Here is a 21776-nt window from a genome sequence, read left to right as displayed (position 1 = left end):
CGCTAACTTTGGGGGCGACATGAAAGAATTCTTCCAGCACGCCGCCACCACCGACGGGGTCACTGTCAGGGTCGCAGTCAACTACCTGCCCGAGCAGTCGCACCCCGACGCCGGCAAGTGGTTCTGGGTCTATCACATCCGTATCGAAAACGCCTCGCACGAGCCGCTACGCCTGCGCACCCGGCACTGGCGCATTACGGACGGGCGCGGCGTGGTCAGCCATGTCGATGGCGAAGGCGTGGTGGGCGAACAGCCGCTGCTCGCCCCCGGGCAGAGCCACGACTATGTCTCGGGCTGCCCGCTGACGACGCCGTTCGGCTCGATGGAAGGCTTCTACACCTTCGAACGCGCAGACGGGGAACCGGCCGAGGTGCGGATCCCGTTCTTCCCGCTTGCCGCGCCAGAGACCGCCGAAGGTCGTTCGCCTCGCTGATACTTGCGGGCCGGGCCAAGCGCGCCTAATTCACCGCCCGTGAAGCGCACCCATCTGCCTCTCAATGCCTTGCGCGTGTTCGATGCCGCCGCGCGCCACCTCTCGTTCACCCGCGCCGCGGACGAACTGGCGGTGACGCCCGCCGCCGTCGGCCAGCAGATCCGCGCGCTCGAGGATGTGCTCGGCGTGGTGCTGTTCCGCCGCACCTCCAAGGGGCTGGAACTCACGCCCGAGGGCGAGGCGGGGCTCGATCCCTTGCGCGAAGGCTTCCTCAGCTTCGAGGAGAGCGTCGCCGCGATGCAGGCGGGCCAATCCTCCGACCGCTACACCATTGCCGTCCCGCGCGAGTTCTTCGCCGAGTGGTTCGCCCCCCGACTGGCGCGCTTCCAGGCCGATACGCCCAAAGGCTCTGGGGGCATCCAGTACATCCTCTCCGCCGACGAGCACGCCGATTTCACCGAGGCGAACCTCGATCTCGCGATCCGGCTGGTTGACGGGCCGGGCGAGTTGGAGGGCATCCCGCTTGCCCCCGCGATGCGCGTGACAGTCGCCGCGCCGCAGCACCGCGATGCGTGGATCGACTGGCCGGGCGCCCCGCTGCCCGATGGCACCAAGCCCTGCGTGAAGGCAGGCAGCCCCGGACAGGCGCTCGCCTCGGCGCTGGCAGGGATGGGCCGCACCGTCCTGCCGCTGGCACTGGCGGAGAGCGCGATTGATCGCGGCGCGCTCGAGGTGCTGGACGGCCCCGAACCGGCCCTGCGCGGCTACTGGCTCCTCGCCCCGCGCCCCCAATGGCGCAGCCGCAAGGTGCGGGCGCTGGTGGGGTTTTTGACTGCCGCTTGAGGCGCATAACTGGTGCGGCCCGTATTGCTCCCGCCTGCCCACCCTTGACCCTCCCGCTGATCCCGCCTAAGGGCGCGCATCTTCCGGGCCTGACCCGGATTGAGCTGAACATTGGCGGTGCGTCTCTCACGCAGGGGCAGCCGTCAAAGTAACCCGGTCTTTTCAGGCGGGTGGAGCGTTTTCGGCTCGCGACTGGTGGCTGTGACGGGGCATGATCCCCGCCGCGCGCGCATTCGCGATTCGCTTTCTCTTCACCGCTGGCATGGCCACAACGAAGGTGAAGAGTACCTCATGCCGACGATCAACCAGCTGGTCCGCAAGGGCCGCGTTCCGCAGAAGGCCAAGTCCAAGGTCCCTGCGATGGAGCAGAACCCGCAGAAGCGCGGCGTCTGCACCCGCGTCTATACGACGACCCCGAAGAAGCCGAACTCGGCGCTGCGCAAGGTGGCCAAGGTCCGCCTGACCAACCAGCGCGAAGTCATCAGCTACATCCCGGGCGAAGGCCACAACCTGCAGGAGCACTCTGTTGTGCTCATCCGCGGCGGCCGTGTGCGCGACCTTCCGGGCGTGCGTTACCACGTCCTTCGCGGCGTGCTCGACACGCAGGGCGTGAAGGATCGCAAGCAGTCGCGTTCGAAGTACGGCGCCAAGCGTCCGAAGTAAGGGTTTAGGTCCGGCTCCGGACCGCTCCCCCTCCCGAGCGCCCTACGGGTAGCATCCGGGTGGTCGGGAGGGGGAGTGGGCCGGAGCCGCAAGGCGGACCCGGAGGGGTTCGCCGCATTCCGAAGGAATTCAGAAGATGTCACGTCGTCGTCGTCCCGAAAAGCGGGTCATCCTGCCCGATCCCCAGTACGGGGATCAGATCCTGTCGAAGTTCATGAACAACCTCATGCTCGACGGTAAGAAGGCTGTTGCCGAAAAGATCGTCTATGGCGCGCTCGCCACGGTGGAAGCGAAGGCCAAGGCCGATCCGATCCAGCTGTTCCATGATGCGCTGAACAATGTGAAGCCGCAGGTCGAAGTCCGCAGCCGCCGCGTTGGTGGTGCGACCTACCAGGTGCCGGTCGAAGTCCGCCCCGAGCGTGCTCAGGCGCTGGCGATCCGCTGGTTGATCACCGCTGCGCGCGGCCGTCCGGAAACGACGATGGCGGCGCGTCTGTCGGGCGAGCTGCTCGATGCGGCCAACAACCGCGGCAATGCCGTGAAGAAGCGCGAAGATACGCACCGCATGGCGGACGCGAACCGCGCCTTCTCGCACTACCGTTGGTAAATCGCTGATTGGGGGCAGCCGGGGGCTCAAGTCTTCCGGCTGTCACAATCCTTCCTATATGGGGCTCAGTCCGCACCCCGGCGGCCCCTCTCTCGATTAAGGAACCTGATATGGCCCGCGAGTATCCGCTGGAGCGCTATCGCAATATCGGCATCATGGCGCACATCGATGCCGGCAAGACCACCACGACCGAGCGTATCCTCTATTACACCGGCAAGTCCTACAAGATCGGCGAAGTGCACGATGGTGCCGCGACGATGGACTGGATGGAGCAGGAGCAGGAGCGCGGGATCACCATCACCTCGGCTGCGACCACGACCTTCTGGACCGCCGAAGATTCCTCGATGGATCCGATGAGCGATCCCGACGCGCTGCGTGACGGCCAGCCCAAGCACCGCATCAACATCATCGACACCCCGGGCCACGTGGACTTCACCATCGAAGTCGAACGTTCGCTCCGCGTGCTCGACGGTGCCGTGGCGGTGTTCGACGGCGTGGCCGGCGTGGAGCCTCAGTCGGAAACCGTATGGCGCCAAGCCGACAAGTACGGCGTCCCCCGGATGTGCTTCATCAATAAGTTGGACCGTACTGGCGCCGACTTCTACTATTGCGTGCAGTCGATCATCGATCGTCTGGGTGCGAAGCCGCTGGTGCTCTATCTCCCGATCGGTGCCGAGAGCCAGCTTCAGGGCGTGGTCGACCTCGTCAACAACCGCGGCATCGTCTGGAAGGACGAGAGCCTCGGCGCGAAGTACGAGTTCATCCCCGTTCCGGCTGACCTCGCCGACAAGGCTGCTGAATACCGCGAGCGCCTGATCGAGCTCGTCGTCGAGCAGGACGACGATATCATGGAAGCCTACCTCGAAGGCAACGAGCCCGACGTCCCGACGATCAAGAAGCTGATCCGTCAGGGCACGATCGCGCGCAAGTTCGTGCCGGTGACCTGCGGCTCGGCGTTCAAGAACAAGGGCGTACAGCCCCTGCTTGACGCCGTGGTCGACTACATGCCGTCGCCGCTCGACATTCCGCCGATCAAGGGCGTCCTGCCCGACACCGATCAGGAAGACGAGCGTCCCTCGAGCGACGATGCGCCGTTTGCCGCGCTGGCGTTCAAGATCATGAACGACCCGTTCGTCGGCTCGCTGACCTTCACCCGCATCTATTCGGGCAAGCTGACCAAGGGTCAGGTCCTGAACTCGGTGAAGGACAAGAAGGAAAAAATCGGCCGCATGCTGCTGATGCACTCGAACAACCGCGAGGACATCGATGAGGCATTTGCCGGCGACATCGTGGCGCTGGCCGGCATGAAGGACACCACCACCGGGGACACCCTGTGCGACGCGTCCAAGCCGATCATCCTCGAGCGCATGGAATTCCCCGAGCCGGTGATCGAGCTCTCGGTCGAACCCAAGACCAAGGCCGACCAGGAAAAGATGGGCATCGCGCTCAATCGTCTGGCGCAGGAAGACCCCTCGTTCCGCGTGTCGACCGACCACGAAAGCGGTCAGACGATCATCAAGGGCATGGGCGAACTGCACCTCGACATCATCGTCGATCGCATGCGTCGCGAATTCAAGGTCGAGGCCAACGTCGGTGCGCCGCAGGTGGCTTACCGCGAATACCTCGCCCGCGAAGTCGAAGTCGATTACACCCACAAGAAGCAGTCGGGCGGCTCGGGCCAGTTCGGCCGCGTCAAGGTCACTGTCACCCCGGGTGAACGCGGCCAGGGCGTGATCTTCGAAGATCAGATCAAGGGCGGGAACATCCCGCGCGAATACATCCCGGCGATCGAGAAGGGCTTCCGCGAGCAGGCCGAAAGCGGCCATCTGGTGGGCTTCCCGATCATCGACTTCAGCATCAAGCTGACTGACGGTGCGTACCACGACGTCGACTCGAGCGCGATCGCGTTCGAAATCGCCGCGCGCGGTGCGATGCGTGAAGTCGCGCAGAAGTCGGGCATCAAGCTGCTCGAGCCGATCATGAAGGTCGAAGTTGTGACCCCGGATGACTATCTGGGCGACGTCATCGGCGACCTCAACAGCCGGCGCGGTCAGATCCAGGGCACCGACACGCGCGGCAATGCCCAGGCGGTCGAGGCGTTCGTCCCGCTCGCCAACATGTTCGGCTACGTCAACGAGCTGCGTTCGTTCACCCAAGGGCGCGCGCAGTACACCATGCAGTTCTCGCACTATGACGAGGTTCCGGCCAACGTCGCAGCCGAGGTCAAGGAGAAACTTGCCTAAGCTGCTTCGGCAGTCTAGGGGCGGCGCCTGATTCTGCGGGTGCCGCCACTCTCCCGCGAACACACATTTTCATCCAAGAAGGTACACCAGAGAAATGGCCAAGGAAAAGTTCCAGCGGAATAAGCCGCACTGCAACATCGGCACCATCGGTCACGTTGACCATGGCAAGACCACCCTGACCGCGGCGATCACCAAGGTGATGGCTGAAACCTACGGCGGCAGCGCCGTGGACTTCGCCAACATCGACAAGGCCCCGGAAGAGCGCGAGCGCGGCATCACCATCTCGACTGCGCACGTCGAGTATGAATCGGCTGCCCGTCACTACGCGCACGTCGACTGCCCGGGTCACGCTGACTACGTGAAGAACATGATCACCGGTGCCGCCCAGATGGACGGCGCGATCCTGGTGGTGAACGCTGCTGACGGCCCGATGCCCCAGACCCGTGAGCACATCCTGCTCGCCCGTCAGGTCGGCGTGCCGGCGCTGGTCGTGTACATGAACAAGGTCGACCAGGTTGACGACGAGGAAATCCTCGAGCTCGTCGAACTGGAAGTTCGCGAACTGCTTTCGTCGTACGACTTCGACGGCGACAACATTCCGATCGTCAAGGGTTCGGCTCTGGCCGCTCTCGAAGGCCGCGATGACAACATCGGCAAGGACTCGGTCATTGCCCTGATCGAAGCCGTCGACAGCTACATCCCGCAGCCCGACCGTCCGGTCGACAAGCCGTTCCTGATGCCGATCGAAGACGTGTTCTCGATCTCGGGTCGCGGCACCGTGGTGACCGGCCGTATCGAAACCGGCATCGTGAACGTTGGCGACGAAGTCGAAATCGTCGGCATCAAGGACACCCGCAAGACCACCGTCACCGGCGTGGAAATGTTCCGCAAGCTGCTCGATCGCGGTGAAGCTGGCGACAACGTCGGCGCCCTGATCCGCGGCGTTGCCCGTGAAGAAGTGGAGCGTGGCCAGGTTCTCGCGAAGCCGGGTTCGGTTACCCCGCACACCGAGTTCAGCGCCGAAGTCTATGTGCTGTCGAAGGACGAAGGTGGCCGTCACACGCCGTTCTTCGCCAACTACCGCCCGCAGTTCTACTTCCGCACCACCGACGTGACCGGCGAAGTGATCCTTCCCGAAGGCACCGAAATGGTGATGCCGGGCGACAACGTGACCATCGGCGTCAAGCTGATCGCTCCGATCGCCATGGACGAAGGTCTGCGCTTCGCGATCCGCGAAGGTGGCCGCACCGTAGGTTCGGGCGTCGTCGCCAAGATCACCAAGTAAGGTTTTGCCTCCGCGAGGAGGTTGACTGAACATGAAGAGGCCCGGCCGCTCCCACGAGCTGCCGGGCCTTTTTGTGTAGGGCAGGGCGCTCTGATCGGAGCTGCGGCGAGGTCATTTCCTTCCCGCGCAATTTCCTTTCAGTTGGCCCTTGCCATACCGGGGCGCTCTCCGTATAGGCGCGCATCCGCAGACGAGATTCGCGTTTCGTCTGACACGAGTTTTGAAGAAGGCCGCCCGCTCACGGGAAACCGGAAACAGCGGGGCCGGCCTTTGTTTTTGGGAAATGCCGGGCAACCGGCTGCTCCTTGGCTCTTTCGCATCGGTAGTAGGACATGGAAGCTCAGAATATCCGTATTCGCCTCAAGGCGTTCGACCACCGCGTTCTCGACCAGGCTACTGGTGAGATCGCTGATACGGCCCGCCGCACTGGCGCTCTTATTCGTGGCCCCATTCCGCTGCCGACGCGCATCGAGAAGTTTACCGTGAACCGCGGTCCGCACGTCGACAAGAAGTCGCGCGAGCAGTTCGAAGTTCGCACCTACAAGCGGCTGCTCGACATCGTGCAGCCCAACGCCCAGACCGTCGACGCGCTGATGAAGCTCGATCTGGCTGCCGGCGTGAACGTCGAGATCAAGCTGGCCTAAGGCCAGCCGAAATGCCCCCCGCTTCGGCAGGGGGCCTCTATCGTTGGGGCACCAAGATGCCCCGCCTGACGATAGGGTGGATACCGCCGGAGAAACTCTCCGGGCTGCGTCCCCCGTCTCGCTCCAGCGGCCACCCGGCCAGCGGAGCACTCAGCCCGGACGGGGCGATGCGTGACAATTCGGGCTGAACGGGGCTGCGGGCTTTTGCGCGCGGTCTCACACGCACCTTGCGGATGGTCCGTAGGGTGCCTCTGTTGAGGAGTGAACTGACGATGCGCACCGGCGTTATCGCAAAGAAAGTCGGGATGACCCGCCTCTTCCAGGAGGACGGACGGCACGTGCCTGTGACCGTTCTCGCGCTGGAAGACTGCCAGGTTGTTTCGCACCGCACCGCTGAACGCGATGGCTATTTCGCTGTCCAGCTCGGCGCGGGCGAAGCCAAGCAGAAGAACGTTGCCAAGCCGCAGCGTGAACATTTCGCCAAGGCCGATGTCGGTCTGAAGAAGCAGGTTGCCGAATTCCGTGTCGACAGCGCCGATGCGCTGGTCCCGGTTGGCGCCACCATCAGCGCCGAGCACTTCATTGCCGGCCAGATGGTCGACATCACCGGCCACACCCAGGGTAAGGGCTTTGCCGGCGCTATGAAGCGCTGGGGCTTCGGCGGTATGCGCGCCACCCACGGTGTTTCGATCTCGCACCGTGCCCACGGTTCGACGGGTAACCGTCAGGATCCGGGCCGCGTGTTCAAGGGCAAGAAGATGGCCGGCCACATGGGCGACCGTCAGCGCACCCAGCAGAACCTCGAAATCGTCCGCACCGACGCCGAGCGCGGTCTTCTCTTCGTCAAGGGCTCGGTCCCGGGCGCGAAGAACGGCTGGCTGCTCGTTCGTGACGCGGTGAAGCTGGCTGCCCCCGAAGGCCTGCCGTTCCCCGGTGCCATTCTCGAAAAGAAGGCTCCCGTGGCTGACGAGACCCCCTCGGTGGTCGAAGCTGCTGCCGAAGACGTCATCGTGACCGAAGCTGTCGAAACCGACGCGCCGGCCACCGAAGAAAACAAGGAAGGCTGAGCCATGAAGATCAAGGTTCAGAACATCGAGGGTAAGGCCTCGGGCGATATCGAACTGTCGGATGACGTGTTCGGCATCGAGCCGCGCGCCGACATCCTGCACCGGGTCGTGACCTGGCAGCTCGAAAATCGCCGCGGCACCGCCCGCCCGACGCGCGAGCGTTCGGACGTGGCCCGCACCGGCAAGAAGTTCGGCAAGCAGAAGGGTGGCGGCACTGCCCGTCACGGCGACCGCAAGGCTCCGATCTTCATCGGCGGCGGTAAGGCTCACGGTGCGCGCAAGCGTGACTTCGAGCAGTCGCTCAACAAGAAGGTCCGTGCACTCGGCCTCAAGATGGCGCTCTCGACCAAGGCCAAGACCGGACTCGTCGTGGTCGACAGCCTCGAGCTGAAGGACGCCAAGACCAAGGCGCTCAAGGGCCACCTCACCAAGGCCGGTCTGACCGGCAAGGTGCTGGTGATCGACGGCGAGCAGGTCGATGCCGGCTTCAAGAAGGCCGCTGGCAACCTCCCGGGCATCAACGTGCTCCCGGCGATCGGTGCCAACGTCTACGACATCCTCAACCACGACACGCTGGTGCTGACCAAGGCCGCTGTCGAAAAGCTGGAGGCGCGCTTCAATGGCTAAGAAACAGACCGTCGATGCGCGTCACTATGACGTGATCCTCGCGCCGCACATCACTGAAAAGTCGACGCTGGCGTCGGAACAGAACGCTGTGGTCTTCAAGGTCGCCAAGGATGCGACCAAGCCCCAGATCAAGGAAGCGATCGAGGCGATCTACGACAAGAAGGTCGTCGCCGTGAATACCCTGGTCGCCAAGGGCAAGACCAAGCGCTGGAAGGGCAAGACCTATCAGCGTTCCGACGTGAAGAAGGCCATTGTCACCCTTGCCGAGGGTGAAATGATCGACATCACCAGCGGTATCTGAGGCCAAGGGACAGGACACGAACAATGGCACTCAAGAACTACAAGCCGACCAGTCCCGCTCGCCGCGGTCTGATTCTGGTCGACAAGTCGGCGCTCTACAAGGGCAAGCCGGTGAAGGCGCTGACCGAAGGCAAGCGCAAGACCGGTGGCCGCAACAACAAGGGTCATGTCACCTCGCGTGGCATCGCCGGTGGTCACAAGCAGAAGTACCGCTTCATCGACTTCAAGCGTCGTAAGTGGGACATGCCGGCGACCGTCGAGCGTCTGGAATATGACCCGAACCGCACCGCGTTCATCGCTCTCGTGAAGTACGAAGACGGTGAGCAGGCCTACATCCTCGCCCCGCAGCGTCTGGCTGTCGGTGATCAGGTTGTGGCCGGCGAGAAGGTCGACACCAAGCCGGGCAACGCGATGCTGCTGGGTCAGATGCCGGTAGGCACGATCTGCCACAACGTCGAGATGAAGCCGGGCAAGGGTGGCCAGATCGCCCGTTCGGCCGGCACCTATGTGCAGGTCGTTGGTCGTGACCGCACCTTCGTTATCGTGCGCCTCAACTCGGGCGAGCAGCGTTACCTGCGCGCCGATTGCATGGGCACGGTGGGTGCGGTGTCGAACCCCGACAACGCCAACCAGAACTTTGCCAAGGCCGGCCGTAGCCGCTGGATGGGCAAGCGTCCGCTGACCCGCGGCGTTGCGAAGAACCCGGTCGACCACCCGCACGGTGGTGGTGAAGGCCGCACCTCGGGTGGCCGTCATCCGGTGACCCCGTGGGGCAAGCCGACCAAGGGTGCCCGCACGCGCCATAACAAGCAGACGGACAAGATGATCATCCGTTCGCGTCACGCGAAGAAGAAGAGGTAAGAGACGATGGCACGTTCCGTCTGGAAAGGTCCGTTTGTCGAGCTGAGCCTGTTGAAGAAGGCTGAAAGCGCGCAGGAAGCGAGCAACGCCAAGCCGATCAAGACCTGGTCGCGGCGTTCGACGATTCTGCCGCAGTTCGTCGGGCTCACCTTCAATGTCTACAACGGGCACAAGTTCATTCCCGTTTCGGTTTCGGAAGAAATGGTCGGCCACAAGCTTGGCGAATTTGCGCCCACGCGCACCTTCCCCGGCCACGCTGCCGACAAGAAGGGCAAGCGCTAATGGGCAAGGCAAAGGCACCCCGCCGCGTGGGCGATAACGAGGCGCTGGCCGTCGGCACCACCATCCGTGGTTCGGCGCAGAAGCTCAACCTCGTTGCTGCTCTGATCCGTGGCAAGAAGGCCGAAGAGGCGATGAACATCCTCGCCTTCTCGAAGCGGGCGATGGCACGCGATGCGAGCAAGGTGCTCGCCTCGGCGATCGCCAACGCTGAAAACAACCACAACCTCGACGTCGATGCGCTCATCGTGGCGGAAGCCTCGGTCGGCAAGTCGGTGACGATGAAGCGGTTCCACACCCGTGGTCGCGGCAAGTCGACCCGGATCCTCAAGCCGTTCAGCCGGCTGCGGATCGTGGTTCGCGAAGCAGAAGAGGCGTAAGATGGGCCAGAAGAGCAATCCGATCGGTCTGCGCCTGCAGATCAACCGCACCTGGGACAGCCGCTGGTACGCCGAAGGGCGTGACTATGCACAGCTGCTCAAGGAAGATGTCGCGATCCGCAAGTACATCATGAAGAACCTGCCCCAGGCGGCGGTTTCGAAGGTGGTGATCGAGCGCCCGGCCAAGCTGTGCCGCGTGTCGATCTATGCGGCCCGTCCCGGCGTGATCATCGGCAAGAAGGGCGCAGACATCGAAAAGCTGCGTTCGAAGCTGGCGACCATGACCGCGAGCGAAGTGAAGCTGAACATCGTCGAAATCCGCAAGCCGGAAATCGATGCCAAGCTCGTCGCCCAGGGCATCGCTGATCAGCTGGTTCGCCGCGTGGCGTTCCGCCGGGCGATGAAGCGTGCCGTGCAGTCGGCGCTGCGTCTGGGTGCCGAAGGCATCAAGATCGTGTGCGGCGGCCGTCTCGGCGGGGCGGAAATCGCCCGCGTCGAATGGTACCGCGAAGGCCGCGTGCCGCTCCACACGCTGCGTGCGAACATCGATTACGCCGAGACCGAGGCGCTCACCGCCTACGGGATCATCGGGATCAAGGTGTGGATCTTCAAGGGCGAGATCCTCGCTCACGATCCGACCGCGCAGGACCGCCTGATGATGGAAGCGCAAACTTCCGGCGTCCGTCCGGCTCGTTGAGGTAACAGATCATGTTGCAACCGAAGAAAACCAAGTTCCGCAAGCAGTTCAAGGGGCGGATCAAGGGCGAAGCCAAGGGTGGCACCACCCTCAACTTCGGCTCCTATGGCCTTAAGGCGCTGGAGCCGGAGCGCGTCACCGCCCGCCAGATCGAAGCTGCGCGTCGTGCGATCACCCGTCACATCAAGCGTCAGGGCCGTCTCTGGATCCGCGTGTTCCCCGATGTGCCGGTGTCGAAGAAGCCTGCCGAAGTCCGTCAGGGTAAGGGCAAGGGCTCGATCGAATATTGGGCAGCCAAGGTTAAGCCGGGCCTCATCCTGTTCGAACTCGACGGCGTTGCCGGTCCGCTCGCGGCTGAAGCGTTCGAGCGTGCGGCGATGAAGTTGCCGATCAAGACCAAGGTTGTTGCCCGTCTCGGCGACACCAGCCACCTGGGAGGCGAATAATGGCCGATATCGCGGACCTTCGCACCAAGACCGATGATCAGCTTACCGCCGAGCTCACCGAGCTCAAGCGCGAGCAGTTCAATCTGCGGTTCCAGGCTGCGACCAACCAGCTCGAGGCCCCCTCGCGCATCCGTCAGGTGCGCCGGACCATCGCGCAGATCAAGACGCTGCAGAGCGAGCGTGCGGCCAAAGCCGCCGCCGCCAAGGCGTAAGGAGTAAGCACAATGCCCAAGCGCATCCTCGTCGGGACTGTGACCTCCGACAAGACTGACAAGACCGTGACCGTGAAGGTCGAACGCAAGGTGCGTCACCCGCTCTACGGGAAGATCATCCGTCGTTCGAAGAAGTATCACGCGCACGACGAGAACAACGAATACACCGTGGGCGACGTGGTGCGGATCGAAGAGACCCGTCCGATGTCGAAGACCAAGACCTGGATCGTCAAGGACCGGGTCGTGGCGGGCGGCGTTCAGGCGGTGGAAGCCGACCTCGACGTGGCAGCTGCGGGTAACTGAAACAGGCGTAATCGGAACTCCCGGGCCCCGGTCGGATCGGGCGTCCCGGAAAGCCATTGAGAAGGAACCGGATCAATGATCCAGATGCAATCCAATCTCGACGTCACGGACAACAGCGGCGCCAAGCGCGTCCAGTGCATCAAGGTGCTGGGCGGGTCGAAGCGTCGTACCGCGGGCGTCGGCGATGTGATCGTCGTCTCCATCAAGGAGGCGCAGCCGCGCACCAAGGTCAAGAAGGGCGACGTTCACCGCGCCGTGATCGTGCGGACCCGCAAGGACGTTCGTCGTCCCGACGGCACCGTGATCCGCTTCGACACCAACGCTGCGGTGCTCGTGAACAAGAACGAGGAGCCGATCGGCACCCGTATCTTTGGCCCCGTGGTGCGCGAACTGCGCTCCAAGGGCTTCATGAAGATCATCTCGCTTGCGCCGGAGGTGCTGTAATGTCGGCCGCCAAGATCAAGAAGGGTGACAGCGTCGTCGTGCTGTCCGGCAAGGACAAGGGCCGCACCGGTACGGTCGCCCAGGTCATGCCGAAGGACGGCAAGGTCGTTGTCGAAGGCGTGAATATCGTCGCCCGTCACCGCAAGCCCAGCCAGCTCAACCCGCAGGGTGGCATCGACCGGTTCCCGGCGCCGATGCACATCTCGAAGGTTGCGCTCGCCGATCCCAAGACCGGCAAGCCCACCCGCGTCCGCTTCGAAGAGAAGGACGGCAAGAAGGTGCGCGTCGCCGTGAAGAGTGGGGAGACCATCAATGGCTGATTATAGCCCCCGCCTGAAGGCCAAGTACGAGACCGAAATCGTCAAGGCGATGACCGAGAAGTTCGGTTACAAGAACCGTCTTGAAGTCCCCAAACTCGAAAAGATCACGCTCAACATGGGCGTGGGCGAAGCGAGCCAGGACAAGAAGAAGGTCCAGACCGCTGCCGAAGAAATGGCGCTGATCGCCGGTCAGAAGCCGGTCATCACCAAGGCCAAGAAGTCGATCGCGCAGTTCAAGCTGCGTGAAGGCATGCCGATCGGTTGCAAGGTGACCCTGCGCCGCGAGCGTATGTACGAATTCCTCGATCGTCTGGTGACCGTGGCCATGCCGCGCATCCGTGACTTCCGCGGGCTGAACGCCAAGTCGTTCGACGGCCGCGGCAACTACGCGATGGGGCTGAAGGAACAGATCGTGTTCCCGGAAATCAGCTACGACAAGATCGAGAAGGTGCGTGGGATGGACATCATCGTCACCACCACCGCGAAGACAGACGAAGAGGCGCGCGAACTGCTGCGTCTGTTCGGCTTCCCCTTCCAGGGCGAGGCCAAGACCGAACAGAAGGAGGCGGCGTGAGCCGCTTCCCCCTAGAGACACAAGGCAAGAGAGCTTAAGTCCATGGCGAAACTGAGTTCCATCAACAAGAATGAGCGTCGCAAGAAGCTCGTGAAGCAGTACGCTGCGAAGTACGAGAAGCTGAAGGCGATCGCTGCCGATGAATCGCTTGACGAGACCGAGCGTCTGGTCGCCCGGCTCAAGATGGCAGAGCTTCCGCGCAACGCGAACCCGACCCGGGTGCGCAACCGTTGCGCCACCACCGGCCGCCCGCGCGGCTATTACCGCAAGTTCGGCATCAACCGTATCGAACTGCGCCAACTCGGTAACAGCGGGATGATCCCCGGTCTGACCAAGTCGAGCTGGTGAGGACTGAATAATGGCAATGACCGATCCTCTGGGTGACATGCTCACCCGCATCCGCAACGGCCAGCGCGCCAAGAAGGACTCTGTCCTGACTCCGGCGAGCAACCTGCGTGCCAGCGTGCTCGAAGTGCTTCAGCGTGAAGGCTACATCCGTGGCTACACCGAAGACAATTCGGGCAAGCACCCGGCGCTGCGGATCGAACTGAAGTATTTCGAAGGCGAACCCGCGATCAAGCACGTGGCGCGCGTCTCGAAGCCTGGCCGCCGGATCTACTCGGGCTCGAAGGAGCTCCCGACTGTCCGCAACGGCCTGGGCATCACCATCGTCTCGACCCCCAAGGGCGTGCTGTCGGATGCCGAAGCACGTGCCAACAACGTCGGTGGCGAAGTGCTGGCGGAGGTGTTCTGATGAGCCGCATCGGCAAAAAGCCGGTGGCGATCCCTGGCGGGGTGACGGCCACCATCGAAAACGGCACGCTCAGCGTGAAGGGGCCCAAGGGCACTCTCACTTTGGGCCTGTCGGACCTGATCTCCTACTCGCTCGAGGAAGGCGCGATCTCGGTCAAGCCGGCCAATGACAGCAAGCAGGCACGCGCCTTCTGGGGCATGCAGCGCACGCTGGTGTCGAACCTGGTGGAAGGCGTCAGCGCTGGCTTCACCAAGATCCTCGACATCAAGGGCGTCGGCTACCGTGCCAACGCGCAGGGTCGCAATCTGAAGCTGCAGCTGGGCTACAGCCACGATGTCGATCTGCCGGTTCCCGAAGGTCTTGAAGTGAAGACCCCGGACCAGACCACGATCGAGATTTCCGGCACCGACAAGCAGGCCGTTGGCCAGTTTGCCGCCGAAATCCGCCGCTGGCGCAAGCCCGAGCCCTACAAGGGCAAGGGTATCGCCTATCGCGGCGAGTATATCTTCCGCAAGGAAGGGAAGAAGAGGTAAGATGGCAAAGCTTTCTCTGTTCGAACGGCGCCGTCGCCGCGTCCGTACCGCGCTCCGCGCGCGTGCCGGTGGCAAGCCTCGTCTGTCGGTGCACCGCACCGGTCGCCACATCTACGCCCAGATCATCGACGATGCGGCCGGCCGCACCGTTGCTGCTGCCTCGACGCTCGGCGCCAAGGCAAGCGGCGCGAACGTCGATGCCGCTGCCGAAGTCGGTAAGGCAATCGCCGAAGCCGCGAAGAAGGCGGGCGTGACCTCGGTCGTGTTCGATCGTGGCGGGTTCCTGTTCCATGGCCGCGTCAAGGCGCTGGCCGATGCCGCCCGCGAAGGCGGGCTGGAGTTCTGATAATGGCTGACGAAAACACCATCGACACCGTCGACGTGGCGGGCGACATCGGCGGCGACGCCGGCGAAACCCAGGGCCGTCGTGGCCGTGGCCGGGGCGGCAATCGTGAAGGCGGCGAAGGCCGTGGTCGCGGTCGCGGCAACCGTGACGATCGTCGCGGCGGCAAGCAGGAAGAAGATGACGGCATCATCGAGAAGCTGGTTCACATCAACCGCGTCTCGAAGACCGTGAAGGGCGGCAAGCGCTTCGGCTTTGCAGCGCTGGTTGTGGTCGGCGACGGCCAGGGCCGCGTCGGCTTCGGCCATGGCAAGGCTCGCGAAGTGCCTGAAGCGATCACCAAGGCGACCGCTTCGGCGCGTAAGAAGATGATCCGCGTTCCGCTCAAGGAAGGCCGCACCCTGCACCATGACGGCAACGGCCGTTTCGGCGCGGGCAAGGTGACCCTGCGTACCGCGCCTCCGGGGACCGGCATCATCGCCGGTGGTCCGATGCGTGCCGTGTTCGAGAGCCTCGGCGTTGCCGACGTGGTGACCAAGTCGGTCGGCACCTCGAACCCCTACAACATGATCCGCGCCACCTTTGACGCTCTGCAGGAGCAGACTTCGCCGAAGTCGGTTGCCCAGCGTCGCGGCAAGAAGGTTGCCGACCTCCTGGGTCGGGGCGGGGCCAGCGCAGCCGAGGCCGAAGCCGACGCTGCGGCGATTGTGGAGTAATCCCAGATGGCTACCATCAAGATCAAGCAGATCGGTTCGCCGATCCGTCGCCCGGAAAGCCAGCGCCAGATCCTCATCGGTCTGGGGCTGAACAAGATGCACAAGATCGTCGAGCGTCAGGACACCCCCGAGGTGCGCGGCGCGATCGCCAAGATCCCGCATCTGGTCCAGGTGATCGACTAAACATCCGGCAAGCCCCGCTCCGGCGGGGCTTTCCATCTCTCAGCGCGACAAAAGCGAAAGCGAGTGCACGACTATGAAACTGAATGACATCCGCGACAACGCCGGTGCCCGCAAGGGCCGCGTCCGTGTCGGCCGTGGTATCGGCTCGGGCAAGGGCAAGACCTCGGCACGCGGCCAGAAGGGCCAGAAGGCCCGTTCGGGTGTGGCCATCAAGGGCTTCGAAGGCGGCCAGATGCCGCTGCACATGCGCCTGCCGAAGCGCGGGTTCAACAACCCGTTCGGTAAGGACTACGCCGAAGTGAACATCGGCATGGTGCAGAAGTTCATCGACGCCGGCAAGCTCGACGCCAAGGGCACCATCACCGAGGAAGCGCTGCGTGCAGCCGGCCTCGTGCGTGGCGGCAAGGACGGCGTGCGTCTGCTTGGCAAGGGTGAAATCACCGCCAAGGCGACCTTCGCTGTGACCGGTGCCACCAAGGGTGCGATCGCTGCGGTCGAAAAGGCCGGCGGCAAGGTCGAAGTGGCGCCTGCCCCGACCCCCGAGCACGAAAAGAAGCTCGCCCGCCGCGACGCCAACAAGGCCGCCAAGGCGAAGTAATCGACGAAATGGTGAGCGCGGGGGTTCGACAAGAGCCCCCGCGCTCCCTATTTACGCTCTCGCGCGCCGCAGCGGCCCCTTTTCGGGCCTGTTCGCGAGCCCCGCGCGCCCGGATCAAGAGCTAGGATCGACGAGACGACATGGCATCACGCGCCGACAATATCGCGAGCAACCTGAACCTGGGCAATTTTGCCAAGGCGACAGAGCTCAAGCAACGCATCTGGTTCACCATCGGGGCGTTGATCGTTTTCCGGTTCCTGAGCTTTGTGCCGCTGCCCGGCGTCAATCCGCTGATCCTGGGCGATCTCTACGACCAGACCCGCGGCGGTATCCTCGATCTGTTCAATGCATTTTCGGGCGGCAGCCTTGAGCGCATGAGCCTCATTGCGCTCGGCGTCATGCCCTACATCACGGCATCGATTGTTGTGCAGATGGCCTCGGCGCTGCACCCGGCGCTCGCCGCGCTCAAGAAGGAAGGCGCCAGCGGTCGCCAGAAGCTCAACCAGTACACCCGCTATGGGGCGGTGCTGCTGTGTGCGATCCAAGGCTACTTCCTCGCTGTCGGGCTGGAAACTTTCGCCGCCCAGAGCGGCCTGCAGGCTGTGGTCAATCCCGGCTACCTGTTCCGTGTCGGAGCGGTGATCAGCCTCGTTGGCGGCACCATGTTCCTGTTGTGGCTGGGTGAGCAGATCACCAGCCGCGGCATCGGCAACGGTGTTTCGCTGATTATCATGGCGGGCATCGTGGCGCAGTTTCCGAGCTTTGCGACCAACCTCTTCGAAGGGGGCCGCACCGGCTCGATCGCGCCCTGGATCATCATCGGTTTCTTCGCGATGGTGGTGGGCCTGATCCTGCTGATCTCGTTCATGGAGCGCGCCCAGCGCCGCCTGCTGATCCAGTATCCGAAGCGGGCGAGCCAACGCGGCATGATGCAGGCCGAACGTTCGCACCTGCCGCTCAAGATCAACACCGCAGGCGTTATCCCTCCGATCTTCGCCAGCTCACTGCTGTTGCTGCCGCTGACGATCACCCAGTTTGCCGGCAGTTCGATCGATCCCACCACCACGGGCGGTTCGATCCTCCAGCAGATCAACCAGTATCTCGCGCACGGCCAGCCGCTCTATATGACGCTCTACGCGATCGGGATCATCTTCTTCTGCTTCTTCTACACCGCGGTTGTCTTCAACCCCGAGGAAACGGCAGACAACCTGAAGAAGAACGGCGGCTTCATTCCCGGTATCCGTCCGGGCAAGCGCACCGCCGATTATCTCGAATATGTGCTTACGCGCATCACCGTGGTCGGCGCGCTGTATCTTACCGTGGTCTGCGTGCTGCCCGAATGGATGATCGCCCAGACCGGCATTCCGCTTTTCCTTGGCGGCACCAGCCTGCTGATCGTGGTGAACGTGACGGTGGATACGATCACCCAGGTGCAGTCGCATCTGCTCGCCCACCAGTATGGCGATCTGATCAAGAAGGCCAAGCTCAAGGGGAAGCTGCGCTGACATCTGGCGCATGTCCACTTGACGACAGCCAGCGCATGGTTGAACCCGCAAGTCTGCAAGCAAGCCCCGGCCGCGAAGCCTGAGGCGACAATGGGGGACGGTTCGTGAACATCATTCTTCTTGGCCCTCCCGGAGCAGGCAAAGGCACGCAGAGTGCCGGCCTCGTCGAACGACACGGGATGCGCCAGCTTTCCACCGGCGACATGTTGCGCGCAGCGGTCAAGGCCGGCACCCCGGTCGGCCTCAAGGCCAAGGCCGTGATGGAGCGCGGCGAGCTGGTGTCGGACGAAATCGTCTCCGACCTGATCGACGCCGAACTCGCCGCGATGGGCCCGGAAACCGGCGCAATCTTCGACGGCTATCCGCGCACCGCCGCCCAGGCGGATTCGCTCGATGCGATCCTGGCGCGAAACGGCCGCGCACTCGATCACGTGATCGAGCTTGAAGTGAACGAGGACGCGCTGGTCGAGCGCATTACCGGGCGCTTTTCCTGCGGCAATTGCGGCGCGCTCTATCACGACACCGCCAATCCGCCGGCCAAGCCGGGTGTGTGCGACGTGTGCGGCAGCACCGAGTTCAAGCGCCGGCCGGACGACAACGAGGAAACCGTGCGGATGCGGATGCAGGAATACCGCGCCAAGACCGCGCCGATCCTGCCCGGCTACGAAGCGCGCGGCATCGTCGCCCGGGTCGATGGCATGGCTGCGATCGACACGGTGGCCGGTCAGATCGACGCGATCCTCAAGGGCTGAGGCGGGCGATGAGCAGCGCTCGTGCCCTTTGCGTGGCGGCACTGGCAGGCGCTGCGCTGACCCTTGCCGCACCCGCCGCCGCCGAAGTTACCCGTTCTTCCGACGCTGGCTTTGTCTCGCGCCACGAGGTGCTGGTCGAAGCGAGCCCCAAAGAGGTGTGGCTGGCGCTGATTTCGCCCGCGCAGTGGTGGACCTCGGATCACACCTGGTCGGGCGATGCGGCCAATCTCACGCTCACCCCGCAAGCGGGCGGATGCTTCTGCGAGACCATCCCCGCGGTCGACGAGCCCGAGCGTTTCACGCTCCAGGGAAGTGTCGAGCATATGCGGGTAATCCAAGCCTATCCCGAACAGGCACTGCGGATGACGGGTGCGCTTGGCCCCTTGCAGAGCGAGCCGGTAGTCGGCGTGCTCACTATCGCCATCAGCACGGTGGAGCAGGGCACCCGGATCGTTTGGGAATATAATGTCGGCGGGTCGATGCGCTACGAGATCCCGGTGATCTCCAAGGCGGTTGACGGGGTGATGGGGATCCAGCTGAAGGCGCTTGCCAAGACGCTCGGGCCGGTCGTGGTGACTCCGGTAGCTGAACCGCAGGCAGCCGAAGCGGCTCCGGCTGCCGAAACCAAGGATGCAGTTGCTGCGCCGGAGGAAAAGCCCGCGAGCGTTCCTTCGGCCAAGCCGGTGGTGAAGCCCGTCGCCAAGCCAGTTGCCAAACCCGCCGCAGAGGCCGCACCCAAGCCTGCCGCCAAGCCCGCATCGGTGGAAGATGCCTTCGCCGATCTCGACAAGGCTCCGCAGTTCTGAGCATACTGGCAGGGCAAGCCGGACGTCGTTGTAGGGGCGGTTGACCTCTCCAACGAATCAGCCTATGCGCGCGGCTCATTCGACATGTTCGAAGCAAGTTCGGCAGGCATCGCCCTCGCGCGTGCCGACCGGGCTTTTTGCCGTTTGCGCCCCCGCCAATGCGGATCGCCTCGGCAAACGGGCACGAGAATGAATGAGCGTTGAGATAGGGGCGGCCCTTTTGGGTGCTAAAGTCCCTGTGGAGCATGGAGAAATAAGTGGCTCGTATTGCCGGGGTCAATATCCCCACCAACAAGCGCGTGATCATCGCGCTCACCTACATTCACGGGATCGGTCGTACCACGGCTGTCCAGATCGCTGACAAGCTCGGCATCCCGCACACCGCACGCGTGCAGGACCTCACCGATGAGGAAGTGCTGCGTATCCGCGAAACCATCGACGCCGATTTCACCGTGGAAGGCGACCTGCGTCGTCAGACCGCGATGAACATCAAGCGCCTGATGGACCTGCGCGCTTTCCGCGGTCTGCGTCACCGTGCCGGTCTGCCCGTTCGCGGCCAGCGCACTCACACCAACGCCCGCACCCGCAAGGGCAAGGCCAAGCCCATCGCGGGCAAGAAGAAGTAAGCTGGCGGCTTAGCCGCTGACGCTTTTTCCTTCTGACGAGCTAGAGGACATTTAACGATGGCACGCGAACCAGGCCGTATTCGGCGCCGTGACAAGAAGAACATCACCAGCGGCGTTGCGCATATCAACGCCAGCTTCAACAACACCATGATCACCATCACCGATGCGCAGGGCAATGCGATCAGCTGGTCCAGCGCCGGCATGATGGGCTTCAAGGGCAGCCGCAAGTCGACTCCTTATGCCGCTCAGGTCGCTGCTGATGACGCCGGCAAGAAGGCCGCCGAACATGGTGTGCGCACCCTCGAGGTTGAAGTGAAGGGCCCGGGTTCGGGTCGTGAAAGCGCACTGCGCGGCCTGGCCGCCGTGGGCTTCAACATCACCTCGATCCGCGACGTCACGCCGATCCCGCACAACGGGGTCCGGCCGTCCAAGCGTCGCCGCGTCTGATCCGCCGGGCTGGCGGCGGCAATCCGTGCCGTCGCTGCCCGAACGGGTCTGATGCCGCGCCACGCTGACGCGCATCGGGCCCGCCCAGAATGTGAACCGCCTCCCACAGGCGAATTAGGGGAAATCCATGTCCGTCAATACGAAGAACTGGCAGGAACTCAAGAAACCCAACTCCCTCGAAATCAAGGATGGTGGCGATCGTCAGCGCAAGGCGACGTTCGTTGCCGAGCCGCTCGAGCGTGGCTTTGGTCTGACGCTCGGCAACGCGCTGCGCCGGGTGCTGCTCTCCAGCCTCCAGGGCGCCGCGATCACCTCGATCAAGATCGAGAACGTGCTCCACGAATTCTCGTCGCTTGCCGGCGTGCGTGAAGACGTGACCGACATCGTGCTCAACGTGAAGCAGATCGCGCTCAAGATGGAAGGCGAAGGCCCCAAGCGGCTCCAGCTTTCGGCCACCGGCCCGGGCGCGGTGAAGGCTGGCGACATTGCTGTCACCGGCGACATCGAAGTCATGAACAAGGATCTGGTGATCTGCCAGCTCGATGAAGGCGCGACGCTCAACATGGAGCTGACCGCGGACACGGGCAAGGGCTACTCGCCGGCCGTGGCGAACCGTCCGGTGGACGCGCCGATCGGGCTGATCCCGGTCGACTCGCTCTACTCGCCTGTCCGTCAGGTGAGCTACAAGGTCGAGAACGCCCGCGTCGGGCAGGAACTCGACTACGACAAGCTCTCGCTGACCGTCGAAACCGATGGCACCGTCACCCCGGAAGACGCTGTGGCCTATGCCGCGCGCATCCTTCAGGACCAGCTGACGCTGTTCGTCCACTTCGAAGACGGCATTCCGCAGCCGGTCGGCCAGATGATCGGCCACGCCGTGCAGCCCGAAGAAAGCGACGCCAATCAGCTCAACCGCTACCTCCTCAAGAAGGTCGACGAGCTGGAACTGTCGGTGCGTTCGGCCAACTGCCTCAAGAACGACAACATCATCTACATCGGCGATCTGGTCCAGAAGACCGAAGCCGAGATGCTGCGCACGCCGAACTTCGGCCGCAAGTCGCTCAACGAGATCAAGGAAGTGCTCTCCAGCATGGGTCTGCGTCTCGGGATGGACATCCCGGGCTGGCCGCCGGAGAACATCGAAGAGATGGCCAAGAAGCTCGAGCAGGAGCTTTTGGGCTGATGAATTCGGGAGCCCCTGCGAAAGCGGGGGTTCACCATATGGGCGAAGGTGGCGGCCCTGACAGTCACCGGCACTGGGCTACCTGACACGGGCCCTTTTCGA

33 protein-coding genes are annotated in these 21776 nt (G+C 63.6%); all 33 read left to right on the top strand.

Features of this window, described 5'->3' with window-relative positions:
* Positions 1-19 precede the first annotated feature (19 nt).
* The 33 genes from apaG to BG023_RS11235 all read left to right on the top strand — a co-directional run bounded on the left by apaG (position 20) and on the right by BG023_RS11235 (position 21674).
* The gene (apaG, locus tag BG023_RS11395; protein ID WP_069310560.1) at positions 20-433 is read left to right on the top strand and encodes a Co2+/Mg2+ efflux protein ApaG; all 414 of its coding nucleotides are present in this window, start codon (positions 20-22) and stop codon (positions 431-433) included.
* A 39-nt stretch (positions 434-472) separates the two neighbouring features.
* Positions 473-1276, top strand: a complete 804-nt coding sequence (locus BG023_RS11390; protein ID WP_069310559.1) for a LysR family transcriptional regulator — start codon at positions 473-475, stop codon at positions 1274-1276.
* Positions 1277-1567: 291 nt separating this feature from the next.
* On the top strand, positions 1568-1939 hold the full coding sequence (gene rpsL / locus BG023_RS11385; protein WP_006831873.1) for a 30S ribosomal protein S12: 372 nt from the start codon (positions 1568-1570) through the stop codon (positions 1937-1939).
* Between the two features lie 136 nt (positions 1940-2075).
* On the top strand, positions 2076-2546 hold the full coding sequence (gene rpsG / locus BG023_RS11380; protein ID WP_069310558.1) for a 30S ribosomal protein S7: 471 nt from the start codon (positions 2076-2078) through the stop codon (positions 2544-2546).
* Positions 2547-2656: 110 nt separating this feature from the next.
* A complete protein-coding gene (gene fusA, locus BG023_RS11375) occupies positions 2657-4789 on the top strand; it encodes an elongation factor G (RefSeq protein WP_069310557.1) in 2133 nt (710 codons plus the stop codon).
* A 94-nt stretch (positions 4790-4883) separates the two neighbouring features.
* A complete protein-coding gene (gene tuf, locus BG023_RS11370; protein WP_069310556.1) occupies positions 4884-6074 on the top strand; it encodes an elongation factor Tu in 1191 nt (396 codons plus the stop codon).
* A 332-nt stretch (positions 6075-6406) separates the two neighbouring features.
* The gene (gene rpsJ / locus BG023_RS11365) at positions 6407-6718 is read left to right on the top strand and encodes a 30S ribosomal protein S10 (protein ID WP_017665146.1); all 312 of its coding nucleotides are present in this window, start codon (positions 6407-6409) and stop codon (positions 6716-6718) included.
* A 272-nt stretch (positions 6719-6990) separates the two neighbouring features.
* The gene (gene rplC, locus BG023_RS11360; protein WP_069310555.1) at positions 6991-7785 is read left to right on the top strand and encodes a 50S ribosomal protein L3; all 795 of its coding nucleotides are present in this window, start codon (positions 6991-6993) and stop codon (positions 7783-7785) included.
* 3 nt (positions 7786-7788) lie between these two features.
* Positions 7789-8412: a 50S ribosomal protein L4 gene (gene rplD / locus BG023_RS11355; RefSeq protein WP_069310554.1), complete on the top strand. Its 624-nt coding sequence runs from the start codon at positions 7789-7791 to the stop codon at positions 8410-8412.
* On the top strand, positions 8405-8713 hold the full coding sequence (locus tag BG023_RS11350; RefSeq protein WP_069310553.1) for a 50S ribosomal protein L23: 309 nt from the start codon (positions 8405-8407) through the stop codon (positions 8711-8713). Before rplD ends, BG023_RS11350 begins: the two co-directional genes overlap by 8 nt.
* A 23-nt stretch (positions 8714-8736) precedes the next feature.
* Entirely contained in the window at positions 8737-9573 is an 837-nt protein-coding gene (rplB, locus tag BG023_RS11345; RefSeq protein WP_069310552.1) for a 50S ribosomal protein L2, read from the top strand.
* Positions 9574-9579: 6 nt separating this feature from the next.
* Positions 9580-9855 (top strand): 30S ribosomal protein S19, encoded by a 276-nt coding sequence (gene rpsS, locus BG023_RS11340; protein WP_069310551.1) that lies wholly within the window; start codon positions 9580-9582, stop codon positions 9853-9855.
* The gene (gene rplV / locus BG023_RS11335; protein WP_069310550.1) at positions 9855-10232 is read left to right on the top strand and encodes a 50S ribosomal protein L22; all 378 of its coding nucleotides are present in this window, start codon (positions 9855-9857) and stop codon (positions 10230-10232) included. The genes rpsS and rplV overlap by 1 nt, the downstream gene beginning before the upstream one ends.
* A gap of 1 nt (position 10233) precedes the next feature.
* Positions 10234-10929 carry a 30S ribosomal protein S3 gene (gene rpsC, locus BG023_RS11330; RefSeq protein WP_069310549.1) on the top strand — a complete coding sequence of 232 codons (696 nt, stop codon included), beginning with the start codon at positions 10234-10236 and terminating at the stop codon, positions 10927-10929.
* Positions 10930-10940: 11 nt separating this feature from the next.
* A complete protein-coding gene (gene rplP / locus BG023_RS11325) occupies positions 10941-11375 on the top strand; it encodes a 50S ribosomal protein L16 (RefSeq protein ID WP_069310548.1) in 435 nt (144 codons plus the stop codon).
* Positions 11375-11587, top strand: coding sequence for a 50S ribosomal protein L29 (gene rpmC / locus BG023_RS11320; RefSeq protein WP_069310547.1), 213 nt, complete (start codon positions 11375-11377; stop codon positions 11585-11587). The genes rplP and rpmC overlap by 1 nt, the downstream gene beginning before the upstream one ends.
* Before the next feature lie 12 nt (positions 11588-11599).
* Complete coding sequence (rpsQ, locus tag BG023_RS11315; protein WP_069310546.1) at positions 11600-11890, top strand: 30S ribosomal protein S17; 291 nt, start codon at positions 11600-11602, stop codon at positions 11888-11890.
* Positions 11891-11965: 75 nt separating this feature from the next.
* The gene (gene rplN, locus BG023_RS11310) at positions 11966-12334 is read left to right on the top strand and encodes a 50S ribosomal protein L14 (protein WP_069310545.1); all 369 of its coding nucleotides are present in this window, start codon (positions 11966-11968) and stop codon (positions 12332-12334) included.
* On the top strand, positions 12334-12654 hold the full coding sequence (gene rplX / locus BG023_RS11305; RefSeq protein ID WP_069310544.1) for a 50S ribosomal protein L24: 321 nt from the start codon (positions 12334-12336) through the stop codon (positions 12652-12654). The genes rplN and rplX overlap by 1 nt, the downstream gene beginning before the upstream one ends.
* On the top strand, positions 12647-13228 hold the full coding sequence (gene rplE / locus BG023_RS11300; RefSeq protein ID WP_069310543.1) for a 50S ribosomal protein L5: 582 nt from the start codon (positions 12647-12649) through the stop codon (positions 13226-13228). The genes rplX and rplE overlap by 8 nt, the downstream gene beginning before the upstream one ends.
* A 42-nt stretch (positions 13229-13270) precedes the next feature.
* A complete protein-coding gene (rpsN, locus tag BG023_RS11295) occupies positions 13271-13576 on the top strand; it encodes a 30S ribosomal protein S14 (protein WP_069310542.1) in 306 nt (101 codons plus the stop codon).
* A 10-nt stretch (positions 13577-13586) separates the two neighbouring features.
* Positions 13587-13982, top strand: a complete 396-nt coding sequence (gene rpsH, locus BG023_RS11290; protein ID WP_069310541.1) for a 30S ribosomal protein S8 — start codon at positions 13587-13589, stop codon at positions 13980-13982.
* The gene (gene rplF / locus BG023_RS11285; RefSeq protein WP_069310540.1) at positions 13982-14515 is read left to right on the top strand and encodes a 50S ribosomal protein L6; all 534 of its coding nucleotides are present in this window, start codon (positions 13982-13984) and stop codon (positions 14513-14515) included. Before rpsH ends, rplF begins: the two co-directional genes overlap by 1 nt.
* Position 14516: 1 nt before the next feature.
* A complete protein-coding gene (gene rplR / locus BG023_RS11280) occupies positions 14517-14861 on the top strand; it encodes a 50S ribosomal protein L18 (RefSeq protein ID WP_069310539.1) in 345 nt (114 codons plus the stop codon).
* Between the two features lie 2 nt (positions 14862-14863).
* Positions 14864-15574: a 30S ribosomal protein S5 gene (rpsE, locus tag BG023_RS11275; RefSeq protein ID WP_083234667.1), complete on the top strand. Its 711-nt coding sequence runs from the start codon at positions 14864-14866 to the stop codon at positions 15572-15574.
* 6 nt (positions 15575-15580) lie between these two features.
* Positions 15581-15757 carry a 50S ribosomal protein L30 gene (rpmD, locus tag BG023_RS11270; RefSeq protein WP_069310538.1) on the top strand — a complete coding sequence of 59 codons (177 nt, stop codon included), beginning with the start codon at positions 15581-15583 and terminating at the stop codon, positions 15755-15757.
* A gap of 73 nt (positions 15758-15830) precedes the next feature.
* On the top strand, positions 15831-16355 hold the full coding sequence (rplO, locus tag BG023_RS11265) for a 50S ribosomal protein L15 (RefSeq protein WP_069310537.1): 525 nt from the start codon (positions 15831-15833) through the stop codon (positions 16353-16355).
* Positions 16356-16495: 140 nt separating this feature from the next.
* On the top strand, positions 16496-17860 hold the full coding sequence (gene secY / locus BG023_RS11260; RefSeq protein WP_069310536.1) for a preprotein translocase subunit SecY: 1365 nt from the start codon (positions 16496-16498) through the stop codon (positions 17858-17860).
* Between the two features lie 104 nt (positions 17861-17964).
* On the top strand, positions 17965-18612 hold the full coding sequence (locus BG023_RS11255; RefSeq protein WP_069310535.1) for an adenylate kinase: 648 nt from the start codon (positions 17965-17967) through the stop codon (positions 18610-18612).
* Between the two features lie 8 nt (positions 18613-18620).
* Entirely contained in the window at positions 18621-19418 is a 798-nt protein-coding gene (locus BG023_RS11250; protein ID WP_190315762.1) for an SRPBCC family protein, read from the top strand.
* A 257-nt stretch (positions 19419-19675) separates the two neighbouring features.
* Positions 19676-20044, top strand: coding sequence for a 30S ribosomal protein S13 (gene rpsM, locus BG023_RS11245; RefSeq protein WP_069310533.1), 369 nt, complete (start codon positions 19676-19678; stop codon positions 20042-20044).
* Positions 20045-20101: 57 nt separating this feature from the next.
* Entirely contained in the window at positions 20102-20491 is a 390-nt protein-coding gene (rpsK, locus tag BG023_RS11240; RefSeq protein ID WP_017666383.1) for a 30S ribosomal protein S11, read from the top strand.
* A 127-nt stretch (positions 20492-20618) separates the two neighbouring features.
* Positions 20619-21674 carry a DNA-directed RNA polymerase subunit alpha gene (locus BG023_RS11235; RefSeq protein WP_069310532.1) on the top strand — a complete coding sequence of 352 codons (1056 nt, stop codon included), beginning with the start codon at positions 20619-20621 and terminating at the stop codon, positions 21672-21674.
* Positions 21675-21776 lie beyond the last annotated feature (102 nt).

This window comes from Porphyrobacter sp. LM 6, from assembly GCF_001720465.1.
Taxonomy (GTDB): Bacteria; Pseudomonadota; Alphaproteobacteria; order Sphingomonadales; family Sphingomonadaceae; genus Erythrobacter.
Note: the sequence above shows the minus strand (reverse complement) of the source record. Positions and strands in the feature narration are given on the sequence as shown.